11 protein-coding genes are annotated in these 16,780 nt (G+C 38.6%); 2 read left to right on the top strand and 9 right to left on the bottom strand.

The genetic code is table 11. The features are described 5' to 3' along the window. Positions 1-82 precede the first annotated feature (82 nt). The 8 genes from H9N25_RS23490 to H9N25_RS23455 all read right to left on the bottom strand — a co-directional run bounded on the left by H9N25_RS23490 (position 83) and on the right by H9N25_RS23455 (position 14,191). Positions 83-1,924 carry an alpha-amylase family protein gene (locus H9N25_RS23490; protein ID WP_190327424.1) on the bottom strand — a complete coding sequence of 614 codons (1,842 nt, stop codon included), beginning with the start codon at positions 1,922-1,924 and terminating at the stop codon, positions 83-85. Then, positions 1,921-4,239 (bottom strand): glycoside hydrolase family 65 protein, encoded by a 2,319-nt coding sequence (locus H9N25_RS23485; protein ID WP_190327423.1) that lies wholly within the window; start codon positions 4,237-4,239, stop codon positions 1,921-1,923. Before H9N25_RS23485 ends, H9N25_RS23490 begins: the two co-directional genes overlap by 4 nt. Before the next feature lie 100 nt (positions 4,240-4,339). Continuing rightward, entirely contained in the window at positions 4,340-5,047 is a 708-nt protein-coding gene (gene pgmB, locus H9N25_RS23480; protein WP_223833501.1) for a beta-phosphoglucomutase, read from the bottom strand. Between the two features lie 73 nt (positions 5,048-5,120). Then, a complete protein-coding gene (locus H9N25_RS23475; RefSeq protein ID WP_190327422.1) occupies positions 5,121-7,055 on the bottom strand; it encodes a glycoside hydrolase family 13 protein in 1,935 nt (644 codons plus the stop codon). A gap of 73 nt (positions 7,056-7,128) precedes the next feature. Then, entirely contained in the window at positions 7,129-8,139 is a 1,011-nt protein-coding gene (locus H9N25_RS23470; RefSeq protein ID WP_167296466.1) for a SusE domain-containing protein, read from the bottom strand. Positions 8,140-8,157: 18 nt separating this feature from the next. Then, positions 8,158-9,741, bottom strand: coding sequence for a RagB/SusD family nutrient uptake outer membrane protein (locus H9N25_RS23465; protein ID WP_190327421.1), 1,584 nt, complete (start codon positions 9,739-9,741; stop codon positions 8,158-8,160). Positions 9,742-9,756: 15 nt separating this feature from the next. After that, positions 9,757-12,744: a SusC/RagA family TonB-linked outer membrane protein gene (locus tag H9N25_RS23460; RefSeq protein WP_190327420.1), complete on the bottom strand. Its 2,988-nt coding sequence runs from the start codon at positions 12,742-12,744 to the stop codon at positions 9,757-9,759. Positions 12,745-13,177: 433 nt separating this feature from the next. Further along, complete coding sequence (locus H9N25_RS23455) at positions 13,178-14,191, bottom strand: LacI family DNA-binding transcriptional regulator (RefSeq protein WP_190327419.1); 1,014 nt, start codon at positions 14,189-14,191, stop codon at positions 13,178-13,180. Positions 14,192-14,485: 294 nt separating this feature from the next. Here H9N25_RS23455 and H9N25_RS23450 point away from each other — a divergent pair, with 294 nt between their 5' ends. Next, positions 14,486-14,845 carry a response regulator gene (locus tag H9N25_RS23450; protein ID WP_167296462.1) on the top strand — a complete coding sequence of 120 codons (360 nt, stop codon included), beginning with the start codon at positions 14,486-14,488 and terminating at the stop codon, positions 14,843-14,845. Between the two features lie 246 nt (positions 14,846-15,091). Here the strand turns inward: H9N25_RS23450 and H9N25_RS23445 are convergent, their stop codons facing one another. After that, entirely contained in the window at positions 15,092-15,445 is a 354-nt protein-coding gene (locus tag H9N25_RS23445; RefSeq protein ID WP_190327418.1) for a DUF6717 family protein, read from the bottom strand. A 65-nt stretch (positions 15,446-15,510) separates the two neighbouring features. Here H9N25_RS23445 and dinB point away from each other — a divergent pair, with 65 nt between their 5' ends. Beyond that, positions 15,511-16,611, top strand: coding sequence for a DNA polymerase IV (dinB, locus tag H9N25_RS23440; RefSeq protein ID WP_190327417.1), 1,101 nt, complete (start codon positions 15,511-15,513; stop codon positions 16,609-16,611). The last annotated feature ends 169 nt before the right edge of the window (positions 16,612-16,780 follow it).

The following is a 16,780-nucleotide window of genomic DNA, read 5'->3' as shown; positions in this document are numbered from 1 at the left end:
GCGCAAAGCGGAAATTGAAATCAGATCTCTGCTTACTTTGCGAAGCACTTGGCGTTCATTGCGGTTAATTCATTTTTTTATCTTAAAATTCAATCACCTGTGCGCTAACGGGTGTAAGGGTTACGGGTATACTTGTTCCTGCCGGGATATTTAATTTTCTGTCTGTTAACAGATCCGTAACCGGAGATGAATGTTTAACTTTCAAAATCTGATCAGGGATTTCGATATTGGCGGTTAAGGTTTGTGTCCGATCAAAATTGGCCACTACCAATAAACGTTGTTTGCCAGAGTAACGGATAAAAGCATACATACGCTTATTCATATTCCCAGCAGCGGGCACCTCATAAATCTCACCATTTATTACCGCATCGCTTGTTGAAGTAACTTTTAATAACTGTTGATAATAAGCACGTAGTTTCTGTTCATTTTCAGTTAATTGTTTACCGTCAAAAGCACCATTATTCATCCATTTCTGATGGCTTGGAACACCCCAATAATCGAAGATAGTGGTTCTGTTGTCGTCGCCACCAAATCCTTCTCGTCCTTTTCCCGGCTCGCCAACTTCCTGACCAAAATAAAGCATCACCGGACCTGAGCCCAATGTTGCCGAAACAACCATGGCCGGTAAAGCCAGTTCAGCACTGCCCGCAAATCCGGCCGATGCAATGCGCTCCTCATCGTGATTTTCTAAAAAGCGCAACATGCGATTGCCAAAACCCGCACACTCTACCTGCCACGCATGTTTAATCGCTGCTACATCTGCAGTTGGTTCATTTCTGACCAGTTTTTTAAGTCCATCGTATAAACCCACTTTATCATAGAGGTAATCGAATTTGCCTTCATCTAAATATTGCTTGTAAACTTTTGGGTTGTAGGCTTCTCCGATAAAAATTAAATCAGGATTCACTTTTTTAACCTGTGGAATGACCCAGTTCCAAAAAGCAATAGGCACCATTTCGGCCATATCACATCTAAAGCCATCTACCCCTTTATTGGTCCAGTAGGTTAAAATATCACACATTTTTAGCCAAACCGGTGGAATGGGATCAAAATATTGTTTTTCACCGCTCTGATAATCTACACCATAATTCAACTTAATGGTTTCGTACCAATCGTCGTACTTAGGAGTGGCGGAGAAAACATTATTCCCTGTAGCCTTAGCAGGGGTTTCATTAAACTGATCATCCTGAATTGTCGAAAGTGGCGTTTTTTGTCCACCGGCTGGAACCACAAAATGTTGCCCTGGAATGTAATAAAAATCATTTTTAGGACTAAAAGCTTTGCTCACATCGTCTTTGGCACCAAAATCGAATGCATTTTTTGGTTTTGCATAAGAATGATAGCTTCTGGCAACATGATTGGGAACAAAATCGATCAGCACTTTTAAGTTTTTAGCATGTGTTCTTTTCACAAGTGCTTCAAACTCTTTCATTCTGTTTTTAACATCAACAGCCAGATCGGGATCTACATCGTAATAATCGCGGATGGCATAAGGTGAACCCGCTCTACCCTTTACCACATCGGCATCATCAGGTTTAATTCCATAGGCAGCATAATCGGTTAAGCTCGCATGGGCAAGTACACCCGTATACCAAACATAATTTACATGGAGTTCTTTTATGCCATCTAAAGCTTTTTCGGTAATATCGTTAAACTTACCGGAACCATTTTGTTCGATGGTTCCGTAAGGGGCATTAGTTGTATTTTTATTCCCAAATAAGCGGGGCAATAACTGATAAATAACGATCTGTTTATCGTTCATTTTTGTACGCTGTTTTTGTGCAAAAGATGATAATGAAATAAGTAAACAGAAAATTGCCAAAATATAGGCTACTGCATTAAGATTGCTTCGTTCCTCGCAATGACGATCAGTTGAGGCAAATCTCCATCCGTTTTCCATTTCACATTTTACTTCCACAATCATACCAACTCTGCATTATTTACTTCAATTTCGGTATTTCCGGCCAATTTATAAAGCTGGTTTCTGATACCGATTTCTAAATCAATGGCTGCATTGTTTTTAATACTGATACCGCTTTCGGTAATATTAACCTTTAAGGTAGCTCCCCTGAAGCCGATGGTAAATGAAAAAGATTTCCATTTGCCTGGCAAGAAAGGATTAAACTGCAATTTACCATCGCGTACACGCATACCTGCAAAGCCTTCTACCACGCTCATCCAGGTGCCGGCCATAGAAGTGATGTGCAAACCATCTTCGGTATCGTTGTTATAATCATCCAAGTCTAAACGGGCAGTACGCAAATAAAATTCGTAAGCACGGGCCTCGTCGTTTAATTTAGCGGCCAAAATACTATGTACACAAGGCGACAATGAACTTTCGTGTACAGTACGAGGCTCATAAAAATCGAAGTTGCGTTTTAATGTATCCAGATCGTAATTTTCTTCAAAGAAATATAAACCTTGTAAAACATCGGCTTGCTTAATAAAACACGAACGTAAAATCCTGTCCCAGCTCCATTTTTGGTTAATCGGTCTTTCGCTTGCAGGCAGATCTTTTACTAAAGTTTGTTCCTTATCTAGATATCCATCCTGTTGTAAGAAAATGCCCATTTTTTCATCTTGCGGATAATACATTTTCTCGATGATATCGGCCCAATCAGTAAATTCCTTTTGATCGAAATTTAAGCTTTTTAACAGACTATGGTATTTTTCAGGCCGCTGTATTTTTACAATTTTGGCTGCTTCGGTTGCATATTTCATACACCATGTAGCCAGAATATTCGTGTACCAATTGTTATTTACGTTATTTTCGTATTCATTTGGCCCCGTTACTCCAAGCATTACGTATTGCTGCTTATCGTTGCTCCAGTTTACCCGTTGTTTCCAGAAACGGGCAATGCCGATCAATACCTCTAAACCGAAATCAGAAAGATAACTTTCATCTCCAGTATAACGGATATAATTAAAAATGGCAAAGGCAATGGCGCCATTACGGTGGATTTCTTCGAAAGTAATTTCCCACTCGTTATGGCATTCTTCACCGTTCATCGTTACCATGGGATACAACGCTGCACCAGCTGAAAAACCTAGTTTCGCAGCGTTTTCGATTGCTTTACCCAATTGTTTATGGCGATACACCAACAGGTTTTTACTTACTTCCTGCGGAGCAGTTGCCAGATAAAACGGCACGCAATAAGCCTCAGTATCCCAATAAGTTGATCCGCCATATTTTTCGCCCGTAAAACCTTTCGGACCAATGTTCAATCGGTCATCTTTACCGGTATAGGTTTGAAAAAGCTGAAAAATATTAAAGCGGATAGCCTGTTGAGCCGAAACATCACCTTCGATAATGATGTCGCTTTCTTCCCACTTGCTTGCCCAGGCTTCAGTTTGCTCTTTTAATAAAGTATCGAAACCTTTGCCAGATGCTTTCGCAATTACCGATTTTGTTTCTTTTAAAAGTGATTCTTTTGGGTAATTTTCTGAAGATAAATTCGCTGCGATTTTAACCAAAGTGATCTCTTCATGTGCTTTAACATCAAGAGAAAAAGTTTGTCCAACAAATTTCTCTTTTCGAACTGCATCCGGGCTGATATTTAATTTCTCCGCATTTTTATACAGTTCGATATTACTCCCTGTACAAACTTCAAACGCTGTTTTCTTTGTCCTTAGTTTAAGGTAAGCTTCCATTCCAGAAATTTCATCTGCAATTTTATCCCAGAATTTTTCGTCGTAGTTGCTGTCCTGATTTTTAACATCGCCATCAATAAAAGGCATTAATGTTAATCTACCATCGAAATTTAATGGCGTAATACTATAACGGATGGCACCAACTTCATCATCAGCGATGCTGCAAAAACGGGTTGATTTAACTTTTAGGGTTTTACCGCTTTTTAATTTCGCCGTAAAGGTCCGCTCTAAATATCCTGCGTGCATGTTCAGCACACGTTTAAAATCACTTACCTCCGCTGTTGCTAAATCAAGAATTTCATCGTCTAGCTTTACTTCAATACCTACCCAATTTGCAGCATTCAATACTTTTGCGAAATATTCCGGATACCCGTTTTTCCACCATCCCACACGGGTTTTATCTGGATAATAAACACCTGCAACGTAATTCCCTAGTAGGGTTTCTCCGGTATAAGTTTCTTCGAAATTGGCGCGCTGACCCATACGGCCATTACCCAAACTGAAAATACTTTCTGAAATTTTATTTAAATGTGGATCAAAGCCTTCTTCGATAATATTCCACTCATCTGCTTTAATGTAATTTTTCATATTTAGTATCAAGTAGCGAGTAACTAGTATCAAGTAATTAGTATCGCGTATCAAGATAAATTTACTTTTTGATACTTACTACTTGATAATAGCTACTCTTTTACAACTCTTCTAGGTCTTTAACTGTTAATTTGTCTAATCCGCTTACTACCACATCTGCCTGGCTAAGCACGCTTTTTTCGCCTATACCGATGGCTTTCATGCCACCTCTTTTTGCGGCTTCTACACCAGCAACAGCATCTTCAAAAACCACACATTCATTAGGTGCAAAACCTAAAAGTTCGGCTCCTTTTAAAAATACTTCAGGCTCGGGTTTTGATTTGGTGACCATGTTTCCATCAACTATTTCGTCGAAGAAATGAGCAAGATCAGTTTTTTCTAAAATAATTCCCGAGTTTTTACTTGCCGAGCCCAAGGCCAATTTGTAACCGGCTTTGTGAATTGCTGTCAAGAAATCAACCGTTCCCGGTAAAACTTCGGCCGGTGTCATTTTAGTAATCATCTCTACATACCAGCTGTTTTTTAAACCAGCAAGCTCTTCTTTTTCGGCATCGGTTTTATCTACTCCACCCCAGGCGAGAATCTTATTTAAACTTTCTACGCGACTAACGCCTTTCAACTGTTCGTTCTGTTCTTCTGTAAAATCGAAACCCATGGTATTGGCCAAGCGTTTCCAGGCTTTATAATGATAAACTGCAGTATCTACAAGTACACCGTCTAAATCGAAGAGACAGGCCTTTATTGAGGCAGAAGGCGTAAGGTTGAAGGTAGAAGGTTCTGAATGAGTATTATCTTGCATCTTCGTCATATATTTTAGTATCAAGTCGCGGGAATCAAGTATCAAGACTCCCGCAGCTTTAGTCTTTCTATTTTTCTCTTTACTACCTTAACTCCAGCACCAGTGTTGTTTTAGCTGATATTTTAATGTTAGAAAAAGTAATCGTTTCACCCGTAATTACATTTTTAGCAGTTGTAATTCCTGTTGTTCTTTCGGCAAAACGGTCGGTATTTAGTGTTTTTTCTTTTTCAGTGTTGTTTACAATAACCATTACGGTGCCTTTTGGTTCTGTATTGTAGCGGAAATAAACATAAATATCATCTTGCGGCACAAACTGCATCAATTTACCGGTTTGTAGTGCAGCACTGCTTTTGCGGAAATTGGCTAAGGTTTTAACAAAATTAAAAGCCTCATTCTCTTTGTTGGTGCGTCCATCGGCAATAAATTTATCTTTTTTGTCGCCCTCCCAACCACCTGGAAAATCAGAACGGATCAGTCCATCTGGATTGGAAAAGTTTTTCATTAAAATTTCTGTTCCATAATACATTTCAGGAATGCCGCGCATGGTTAACAGGATGCTCATTCCCATTTTATATTTATCGAAATCTTCGCCAACCATAGAGTAGAAGCGGCTCATATCATGGTTATCTAAAAAGATGCAGTTGGTATTTGGATTTTTATAAAGAAAATCGTGCGCTAAGGTGGCATATAACCGATTAATTCCCTCTACCCAACCATTTTTGCCATTTATTCCTTCGTAAATCGCATCTTTTAAAGTAGCATCGGTAATGCCTTGCAAATGGGTATCAAAACCGCGGTTAACCGTATTGCCACCAGTAAAAAAAGCCTGGTTCGCCACTGCGGTTACCAATGTTTCGCCAAAAACTGATAAATGTGGAAATTCTGCCTGAACTTTTAAAGCCCAATCGGCCATATAAACCGGATCGTTATATCCATAAGTATCCAAACGTAAACCATCAATACCAGCGTATTCGATCCACCAGATGTGATTTTGGGTCAGGTAATTCTGCACGTATGGATTGGTTTGGTTTAAATCGGGCATTGAAGGCACAAACCAACCATCTAACATCTGTTTGCGGTCGGCAGCAGAAGCGTGGATATCCATCACGGTCTGATCGCGGTAACTCGTTTGCGTATATTTTGGCCATTGGTTTAACCAGCTTTTCATGGGCAAATCTTTATAAAACCAGTGCTGGGTACCAATGTGGTTGTGTACAATATCTTTAATCACTTTTAATCCTTTGGCATGGGCAATCTCTACATACTTTTTGTAAAGTGCATTTGTTCCATACCGCGGGTCTATTTTATAGTGATCGGTTACCGCGTAGCCATGGTAAGAAGCCTGTGGCATATCGTTTTCTACCTCTGGTGTCATCCAAACGGTAGTTACGCCTAAATCCTTCAGGTAATCGAGGTGGTTAATTACACCTTGTATATCTCCACCATGACGGTAGTACATACTATCGCGGTTTAATGCAGTTTCGGTTAAACCCTGAACCACATCGTTGCTTTTATCACCGTTCGAAAAACGATCGGGCATAAGCAAATAAATAAAATCTTTGTTGGTTACACCCTGAATTCTGCCCGCACTTTTATCGCGGTTTTTTAATTCGTAAGTGTAACTGAATATCTTTTTGCCATTTACAGAAAAATTAATTGGGAAACTTCCGGATTTTACTGTAGCAGCAAGTGTTAAATCGAGAAATAAATAATTCGGGTTTTCAACTTTATTAATCTTTACGAGTTTTACGCCTGGATAAGTTAATGAAACCGAGCTTGAAGCAATATTTTCGCCATGAACCAGCAATTGCAACTTAGGATTGTGCATCCCTGTGTACCAGAACATCGGTTCGATACGTTCTAATTTTTGGGCAAAGAGATTGATACTGCTAAGCAGTACAGTAATGATAACCAGCATTTTTTTTAATCCCCGCGCATTTACGTGGATTTTAGTTTGAGCATTAAAAGGAGAATGAATAACGGAAAGAAACGTAGCAGGGGCAGGAGATTTTATCATGCTAAAACTTTTTGATGTTTTTAAAAATCCTGTAGAGATCAAAAGATCCCTACAGGAATAGTTTAGTTAATGATTAAATTTTAACCATGGTGTAAGCACCTGTTTTACCATCGGCATTAAGTGTTAAGGTTAGCTTATATGTACCAGCGACAGTAACATTAATATCTGCACCATTATCACCAATATTGGTTCCCCAATCGTGATTTCTTCTGAACTTAAAGGCGCCAGGAGTTAAAGCAACTGTTCCAATCCATGTATTTTTGCCATCGTTTACCGGACTAAGGTCGGTATCAACAGACCAGTTACTTCCAGGAATTGCATTACCAATAATTGACCAGTAATCTGCATTGGCAATGGTGTAGACATTTGTATTAAGATCGACAGTTAGCAGTTTAAAGCCTGCCGAAACGGAACTGATATCGCCACCTGAAGTGCTGAGTTTACCACCTCCGGCATCGCCATAAGCCAGATCCCATTTCTTGGCTGGAGTAACTTTAAAATTACCACCATCGAACTTAATAATTCCGGTATAAATACCATTTCCGGTGATAGAAACTAAGCTATCGGCTGTTGCCGGATTCCATCCCTGATATGCTCCGGGCACGTATACCCATGAAGTTAAAGGGAATGGCTTTGCACTTATAGAAACCACATTGCTGTAAACCGGAGCTACCGCATTAGAGATGGCTGCTTTTACCCTGATTTCTACATCAGAATTTACAGCAGTAGATAAATTTAAAGAAAGCAGTAGATTATTAAAATCCAATCCATTGTAACTTTTAGTGGTCACATTCGCATCAATAATTACTTCCTTTGTTTTATCTGCTGCAAAGTTTGCCCCTTTGGGAGACAGTTGCAAAGTATTAGTTACAGCCGCCTGATAACCAAAATTAGCATTGGTTAAGGTAAAAGTAATCACATTGGTAGTGAGCATGCTTTTGTCTAAGACCACAGACGTAGCCGAACTTTTTAAAGAACCTCCGGTACCTGCATTGGCTATGGCACGGGTTTCGTCTTTTTTGCATGACCATAGCGATAGCGCGATAAAGCTAAAGGCTAAGGATTTAAAGAATATTGATTTCATCTTTATAAAATATTAAGATTAATAACCTGTGTTTTGAACCAAATTCGGATTAGCGATTAAATCTGCCGTTGGAATTGGATATAAGTTACGGTAAGCGGGTAAACTTGCTCCTGCTTTAATACCACCTTTAAATGGCCATAAATAAGTGGCGCCGGTAAATTTGCCATAACGGATTAAATCGGTACGGCGGTGCCCTTCCCAATACAATTCACGGGCACGCTCGTCTAAGAAGAAATCTACCGATAGGGTACTTACATCTCCACTGTTGTTACCATAAGCACGGCGACGTAAGTTATTCACATAGGTAAGTGCTTGGGCAGTACTTCCGCCCGAGCCTCCACGCATTACGGCTTCACCGTAAATTAAGTATTGTTCTGCTAAACGGAATAATGCAAAATCTAATGAACTGAATGTTCCGTTTAACGATGCGGGCGTAACTCCTCCAGAGGTAACGTTTTTAAATTTGGTTACCCTTAATCCGTCTGTAAATACACCAATATCGTCTACATTGCTTTTTGTGCCAAAAAATATACCGCGTTTATCTACCGTTCCATTAGGATCAGGAAATAATGCAGGTAAGTTCTGGCGGGTTCTGTTACCACCCCAACCACCTGAAGGTACTCCATATGATGCAGGGCTCATGTCGGCATTAATTGCAGCATTAATTAAAAAGGTAGTTCCACCGTAGTTTGTTCCTCTTACACCATCGTAATTGATGGTTAAAATGTTTTCTGTATTATTTAAGTTATTATCTGCCAAAAATAAATCTTTGTAATTGGCTTTTAATGAATAACCAGAGTTGATAACCTTAGTCGAATAAGTAATAGCTTCAGTATATTTTGCTGTTCCGGTATAAACCTGAGCATTCAAATATAATCTGGCTAACAATGCCCAGTCTGCGGCTTTATCTGCACGGCCATAATCGTTAGTACGAGGATCAGCCAAATCGCCTTCAATGGCTTTTAATTCTGATTCTACATAAGCAAATAAAGCTGCTCTTTGAATTTGCTTAGGATTGGTTTTGCCAATCGCATCCTCTTCTGTCACGAAAGGAGGATTTCCGAAACCATCTAATAAAACCCAATATTGAAATGCTCTTAAGAAACGGGCTTCGGCACGATAACGTTGAATAGCTGAAACATCGGCACCAGTAATATTCCGACTTGCCAGCTTCTCTGGTGTACTTTCGCGAAGAAACTCATTGCAAATGGTGATTTGCAGAATACTTTTAGAATATAAACCTCTTAAAAATTGGTTATCAGTATTCCAGGTAGCATAATCTAATTCAGGAATACCTGTATCTCCCCAGGCACAAATCGCTTCATCGGTTACCAACTCCTGGGAAGTCCAGAATAACCTGAAGAAATCTGCAAATCCGGCATTCAGACCACCAATATCACTATTATCTGACCCTGTTGGACTGGTTAATGCATAGGTAGCGTACAATTTTACCAGTTCTTGTTTATATCCTGCAGGCGTAGCATATACCACATCGGCAGTTACATCATTCGTAGGCTTTAAATTTAAGGCATCTTTCTTACAAGAATTTAAAGAAAGTAATAAAACTGTGGTTGCCAATATTATTTTAAACGAATTTTTCATTTCTCTTTATCTTTATTAAAAACCAACATTTAAACCTAAAGTGTATGTCCTTGGTCTTGGATATAACTTAAAGTCGATACCATCTGTTAACTCAGGATCTATCCCTTTATATTTAGAGATTACGAACACATTCTGGCAGTTGGCCGTAATTCTTAAATTGGTGTTGCTATTTTTAAATAACTTCCCGGCATCGTAAGCCAGGCCAAGGTTATCCATTTTTAAGAATGAAGCATTTTTAACGTAGTAATCACTTAAATACTGACTTGTTGTGAAGTTGGTGTTTAAGAAATCTACACCAGCATTGTTAATTAAGCCCGCAGCACTAAGAATATTGTTTTTGATACCAAAGTTCGATGAAACGTTATCATAAACATAATTGCCTAGGTTAGCTCTCAATACGGTACTAATTGTCCATTTTTTATAACTGAAGGCCGTGTTGAATCCCAAGGTAATTTTAGGATCTGGCGACTTATAAAAATACTGATCACTTGAGTTAACCACACCATCACCATTTGAATCTTCATATACGCCTTCCAGTGGCTTTCCGGCACTATTATATACCTGTTTGTAAACAAAGAAGGCACCAGGAAGCTGATTTACAGCATTGTATTTAATGGTAATCCCTGTTCCACCAGAAATATCACCAGCGCCTTGCTTACTTCCCGGATCAGGATTTAAGGTTAAATTGGTTACCTTTCTTTTGTTATAAGCGGCATTAAAACCAAAATCCCATGAAATGTTTTCTGTTTTGATCGCTGCAAAATTCAAGCTAAACTCCGCTCCTCTTACATCCATATTACCCACATTGGTAATCAGATTATTGTTAAAGTTTGTTCCTACAGGAATGTTCACAGTAGCCAATAAATCTTTTGTTTTTTTATAATAAACGTCTATCGCACCGTAGATTCTTCCTTTGAAAAAGCCATAATCTAAACCAGCATTATAGGTTGTTGTGGTTTCCCATTTTAAATCCGGATCGTAGGCAGAAGGTGCATAATAATCGTAAAAAGTATCACCAATCTGGTACTGGCCCGTATTACTATTGGAATAATATTTGGCCAAATAACTATAATCGCCAACGGTATCCCCATCTTTATTACCGGTTTCACCATAACTTAACCGCAGTTTTAAATCAGAAACAGCCTTACTTTCCTTTAAGAAGTTTTCGCCTGCAATTCTCCAGGTAAAACCAACCGAAGGGAAATAACCCCAACGATTTTCGGCAGCAAACCTTGATGATGCATCTGCACGCATGGTTCCCGAAAGGATATATTTATCGGCTAAAGTGTAAACCAACCTTCCGTAGTAGGATAACAATTTGTTACGGTCAACAGAGAATGGAAACTTAGGTGTTGTTCTTAACACACCTGTTGCACTATATTCGTTAAAGCTATAGTTTGTTTTAGCATTATCATAATAACCATAACCAGCAGTTACGTCAAAACGGCTTCTGATGCTAGTTACATCTTTGGCATAGTTTAAATAAAACTCTGATACTTTATTGTTGGATGTATTCAGCGATTGAGTAGAAGATCCATTAGTTGAAAAACTTGTAGCGGCAAATGCCGGAACAAAAATACGTCCTGCTCCCTTAGAAACGTCGTAACCTAAATTTAAGTTAGCATGTAATTCTGGTAAAAAATGGAAAGAATAGTCGAATCTTACATTTCCAAAGCTTCGGGCAGCGTTTCCATTATTATTTCTTAACATAATCTGCGCTACCGGGTTTCTTGGTGCATTAGGATTTAAGGTTCCATCCGCTCTTAGCCATTCGAAATAATTTCCAAATTGATTATTTGCGGTAACCGATTGCGTTGGATCAAATTGGATCGCATTGGCAATGGCATTATTGTTATCATTCGCAAAGTGAGATTCGGTTAATGTCCCTTTCAGGCTTAAATCAATTTTTAAGTGATCGGTGAATAATTTTGGAGAAATCGTAATGGCTCCTGTAGCCCTGTTAAACTTATCGGTAATTAACAAACCTTGCTGATCCAAGTAACCTGCAGATACACGATAGGGAACCCCATGAAATTTACCTGCAATACTGAGATTATTATCAGTAGCAAAGGCATTTTGAAAGATTTCATCTTGCCAATCAGTATTTGCTTTTCCTAAAAGCGAAACAAATGTTTTGCCTGCATCATAGGCAGCGGTTGGATTGGCATTTACAAAAGTACGAATTTGATCTGCCGAGAGCACATCTACCTTTTTTGCAATGGTTGCAACAGAATTATTGGTACTGAAATTAATTACAGGCGCACCTGTACCCCCCTTTTTAGTGGTAATTAAGATTACGCCATTGGATGCTCTCGAACCATAAATTGCTGTAGCATTTGCATCCTTCAACACGGTAAAAGTCTCTATATCATTCGGGTTGATCAATGATAGGGGACTAGGTGCGTTATCAATTGATTTTCCACTGAAAGGCACTCCGTCTATAACAATTAAAGGATCGTTACTGGCATTTAAAGAAGCCCCTCCACGGATACGGATCTGACTACCAACCCCTGGCTGGCCGCTACTGCTAATAATGTTAACCCCTGCTACCTTACCTTGAATTAACTGTTCAGGCGTTGTAATCGTTCCTTTTTGAAAATCTTTAGCACCTACTGTAGTGATTGATCCGGTTAAGTTTTTCTTTTCTGCAGTACCATAACCGATTACCACTACCTCATTCAGTTTTTGTGCGTCAGGCACCAATTGAAAATTAACAGTAGCATTTCCTGAAATGCTTACGGCTTTGTCAAGGGTTTGATAACCGATAAAACTTACAGACAGTGTTATCGAACCATTCGATAAACCTGCTAGTTTATAATTACCATCAGCATCGGTTGATGTACTTCTTGTTGTTCCTTTTACAACTACAGAAGCGCCAGGTAATGGCAGGCCGGTTTCATCAAGCACTTTACCAGATACCGATCCGGTTTGTGCTTTTACCATTAATGCTGAAAAAACTAACAGCACCAAAAGCCCCTGTTTTAACAGGTAAAATACTCTCATATTTGAAGCTCGTTTAAGTATAAAAATTTGGTTAAATATTATAGTGATTTACACACAGGTCTAATTTACAGCTGTTAATGATATTTCAAAATTTATTTAAAAAATATATTTCGGGCTAAAATATCGGCAAGAAAATCAGCATAAAAATTAGCTTTTTCTCGTATGTAAAAATCTATATTAAATAATTGTTAATTTTTTAATTAATTGATAATCAATATATTAAAAATGTTAAATTTAAATTTAAAGTGTAATTATTACACTAAGCCATTTTTAACGCTTTTTTCGGGAACGTTCCCGAAAAAATTGAATCAAAATTCGGTCATCTTTCGGGAACGTTCCCGAAAATTGATCAAAATTCTGCGTATTTTACACTAAGTGAAGAAATTTTTTGAAAATTTCAGGCGAAAAACAAGCCCGTTTTTTGAGCCTTTTTTTAGCCATTTGCGGTTGAATTCCGCTTGATAATTTTAGACACTAAAACCACCTCGTTTGGCAGATTTTTATCGGCATGATTATCTAAAATAGTAAACAATAATTTAGCCGCTTCCTCTCCTATTTCGGTGGCTGGTTGGGTAATGGTGGTGAGTGAAGGATTTAACAAGGGAGCAATTTCCAAACTGGAAAAACTGATCACTTTTAAATCTTTTGGGATGTTGATCTCGAGATCGTAACAAGCATAATAAGTAGCAAAGGCCAAACGTTCTACCGAGGTAAAAACACCATCGGGCTTTAATTGCGTTAAAGCCTCTTTAATGATAATGCTATTTTCTTCGTAACTGTTGCTGCAATCTATCACCAGGTTTTCTTCAAAAGGAATCTGGTGTTTAGCCAATGCATCAAGATAGCCCTGCATACGGGTTTTACCTATTGATAAACTTTTATTAACCACTAGGTAGGCAATTCTATTGCAGCCCTGCTCTATTAAATGTTCTGTAGCCAGAAAACTGCTGTTATAATCATTAGTAATTACCCTCGGCGTATCAATATCTTCATAAATCCGGTCGAAAAATACCAGCGGTAATCTTTTACTGCCAAATTTATTAAGGTAGTTATGGTCGTTGGCTTCTCCGGAAACCGACATGATAATGCCATCGGCCCTACCATTGTGTAAGTGGCGAATGAAAGTTACTTCCTTTTTATATTCATCATCTGTTACGTAAATCAGAATATGATAACCGTTTTCCCTGGCTACCCGCTCAATACCGTGAATGGCCTGCGAAAAATAGTTGTTGGCCAGTTCGGGCACAATAACCGCAATGGTTTTGCTTTTTTGCTCCCTTAAATTACTGGCATAATGGTTGGGCTGATAGTTTAATTCTTTCGCCTTGGCTAATATACGCTCTTTGGTAGCACCATTAATGTCACTATTATCCCTAAAAGCCCTCGAAATTGTAGAAGTAGATAAATTTAATGCTTCTGCTAACTTCTTAATATTAATACTGTCCATCTTTGGCTATTAAACCCAATTAGTTTGAATAAACGCTGTAAATATAAACTATAAATGTCCGAAATATTTTATAAGCTTTAAAATTATACATTTCGCATTCAATTTATAAGTTCGGCATTGCGCTATAAAATCCAGTAATAAAAGGGATTGATGCAACCATTGGTAAAATACTTTAAATAAATATTCATTTTTTTTAAAACAAAAAGCATCTTTACCGCATTAATCATTCATACGCTCCTAATCATCTTCTCGTTTATCGGCTGAAAACAAAACAATATGAAATAAAATTATAAAATGAGAAATAAGAAAATACTCATCGCTGATGATGACGAAGGAATTGTTGATGCTGTGACGATGATTTTGGAAGTGATGGGTTATGATGTTGAGTTTACATATGATGGCGGGGCAGTTATAGATGCAGTAAAAAACAAGCCAGACCTGATTATGCTAGATATCTGGATGAGTGGACATGATGGCAGGGATATCTGCAAACAGCTTAAAAACGACCCTCAATTTAAGGAAATTCCTATTTTAATGATCTCAGCCAGCAGAGACATCAGACAATCTGCACTTGATGCCGGTGCGAATGATTTTATGGAAAAACCATTTGAGATGGATTCTTTACTGAATAAGGTAGAAGTATTATTGAATTAGCTTGATACTACCCGAACTGTCAACCTGACCTGTAGCGGAGCGGAAAGCTACGAAGTAAACCGAGCCTTAAGCGAGCTCACCGGAGGTAATTTATTTCAGGGCCTTTTGAACGATGATCCTATTTGGAAAATTAATAATGATGAATCAATATTAAAAGCATTGCAGTTAAATGGATCCTGAAACAAGTTCAGGATGACGAGCATAAGGAAGGCCTACATAATAGAATCTTAATGGTCAAACTTTCTGTTAATCCATCTCCTTAAAATAAATCCGTTCAGGCAATTGCTTAAAAACAAACTCCGTTACATGACAAAGCCAAAGTTTATGGTTCTTAAATCCACCTCTAAACTTTTCTAACAGATAGTCGCCACCACCCCCCAAATTCTCTTCGCGGGCATAAACAAGATCTAAAATTTCGGCATCTTCAATAGGCATATCAGCCATCAGTAATTTGCATTCATTCCCGGCAGCCGCTATCCAGTTTAATAATTCATCGGCACCCTCTACCATTTGCAAATCGGCTATATCTCCACCCCATTCGGGTATATCGGCATACCATTCGTGCTTTGCATTTTTATAAAAACGGATTACTCTCTCCATATTTTGTAAAGAAAAAAAATCTAGCTCAATAATCCTGATAAAAATCACGAAATTTAGGTCATTGCATGTCTGATTTAATTCCACCGGTTTTAAGAAAAATAATTCATATCGATATGGATGCTTTTTATGCATCTGTAGAGCAACGCGATTTTCCTGAATACCGGGGAAAACCTTTAGTGGTTGGTGGCAAGCCCGATAGCCGTGGTGTGGTTTCAACAGCCAGTTACGAAGCCCGGCAATATGGAATCCGCTCGGCAATGTCGAGCAGTAAAGCTTACCAGCTTTGCCCGACAGCAATTTTCGTATACCCACGTTTTGATGCCTATACCGCAGTTTCGAAAGCGCTTAGGGAAATTTTTAGTCGGTATACTGATATTATAGAACCCCTTTCATTGGATGAGGCTTACCTTGATGTAACGGAAGACAAGCTCGGAATCGGGTCGGCTATTGATATTGCTCAATCTATTAAAGATGCGATTAAAAATGAGTTAAACTTAACCGCTTCGGCAGGTGTATCCATCAATAAGTTTGTGGCCAAAGTAGCTTCAGATATGAATAAACCCGATGGTCTAACTTTTATTGGCCCATCGAAGATTGAAGCTTTTATGGAAAAACTCCCGGTAGAAAAATTCTTCGGGGTAGGCAAGGTTACCAGTGCCAAAATGAAGGCCATGCAGATTAATACAGGTGCAGATTTAAAAAAATTAACAGAAGCCCAGCTTGTAGCCCAATTCGGTAAATCGGGTAGATTTTATTATAAAATTGTTCGTGGTATTGATGAACGCCCAGTTCAGTCGCATCGCGAAACCAAATCAGTTGGTGCAGAGGATACCTTTCCTGAAGATACCAATGAAGATTCGGTGATGCACGATCTGTTGAAACAGATCAGTGAAACCGTGGCCAAACGTTTGGAAAAATATCAACTCAGTGGAAAAACGGTAACCTTAAAAATCAAATTTGCCGATTTTAAATTGATTACGCGCAGCCGGTCTTTTGCTGCACCGATAAACAAAGCAGAGATAATTTATACTGAAGCGATAAAACTTTTGGAAGAGGCTGCTATTGGCCTGACACAGGTACGGTTGTTAGGTATTACCTTATCTCGGTTTTATGATGATGTAGAAATAGAAAAGCCAGAAAGTAATCAGCTGGAGTTTGAGTTTTAATCAGATAAATCGTCATTGCGATGAGCTATTTCAGCCGAAGAAGTAATCTTACAACAAACGCTATGATTTTATTTCGGTCGGTGAGACACCAACCGATAGGATAATTTCCTAGTTTAAAAACACCAATTTTCATTTGGAGCGCAAGGCCAGTACAAATCAATAAGTTTCT

It is taken from the genome of Pedobacter riviphilus, from assembly GCF_014692875.1.
Lineage (GTDB): Bacteria > Bacteroidota > Bacteroidia > Sphingobacteriales > Sphingobacteriaceae > Pedobacter > Pedobacter riviphilus.
Note: the sequence above shows the minus strand (reverse complement) of the source record. Positions and strands in the feature narration are given on the sequence as shown.

What these genes read in the sequence shown, in the direction of transcription:
- H9N25_RS23445 (WP_190327418.1), bottom strand. Translation starts at nt 15,445, where the DNA reads ATGGAGAGAGTAATCCGTTTTTATAAAAATGCAAAGCACGAATGGTAT.
- H9N25_RS23460 (WP_190327420.1), bottom strand. Translation starts at nt 12,744, where the DNA reads ATGAGAGTATTTTACCTGTTAAAACAGGGGCTTTTGGTGCTGTTAGTT.
- H9N25_RS23485 (WP_190327423.1), bottom strand. Translation starts at nt 4,239, where the DNA reads ATGAAAAATTACATTAAAGCAGATGAGTGGAATATTATCGAAGAAGGC.
- H9N25_RS23470 (WP_167296466.1), bottom strand. Translation starts at nt 8,139, where the DNA reads ATGAAATCAATATTCTTTAAATCCTTAGCCTTTAGCTTTATCGCGCTA.
- H9N25_RS23490 (WP_190327424.1), bottom strand. Translation starts at nt 1,924, where the DNA reads ATGATTGTGGAAGTAAAATGTGAAATGGAAAACGGATGGAGATTTGCC.
- H9N25_RS23450 (WP_167296462.1), top strand. Translation starts at nt 14,486, where the DNA reads ATGAGAAATAAGAAAATACTCATCGCTGATGATGACGAAGGAATTGTT.
- H9N25_RS23455 (WP_190327419.1), bottom strand. Translation starts at nt 14,191, where the DNA reads ATGGACAGTATTAATATTAAGAAGTTAGCAGAAGCATTAAATTTATCT.
- dinB (WP_190327417.1), top strand. Translation starts at nt 15,511, where the DNA reads ATGTCTGATTTAATTCCACCGGTTTTAAGAAAAATAATTCATATCGAT.
- H9N25_RS23465 (WP_190327421.1), bottom strand. Translation starts at nt 9,741, where the DNA reads ATGAAAAATTCGTTTAAAATAATATTGGCAACCACAGTTTTATTACTT.
- pgmB (WP_223833501.1), bottom strand. Translation starts at nt 5,047, where the DNA reads ATGACGAAGATGCAAGATAATACTCATTCAGAACCTTCTACCTTCAAC.
- H9N25_RS23475 (WP_190327422.1), bottom strand. Translation starts at nt 7,055, where the DNA reads ATGATAAAATCTCCTGCCCCTGCTACGTTTCTTTCCGTTATTCATTCT.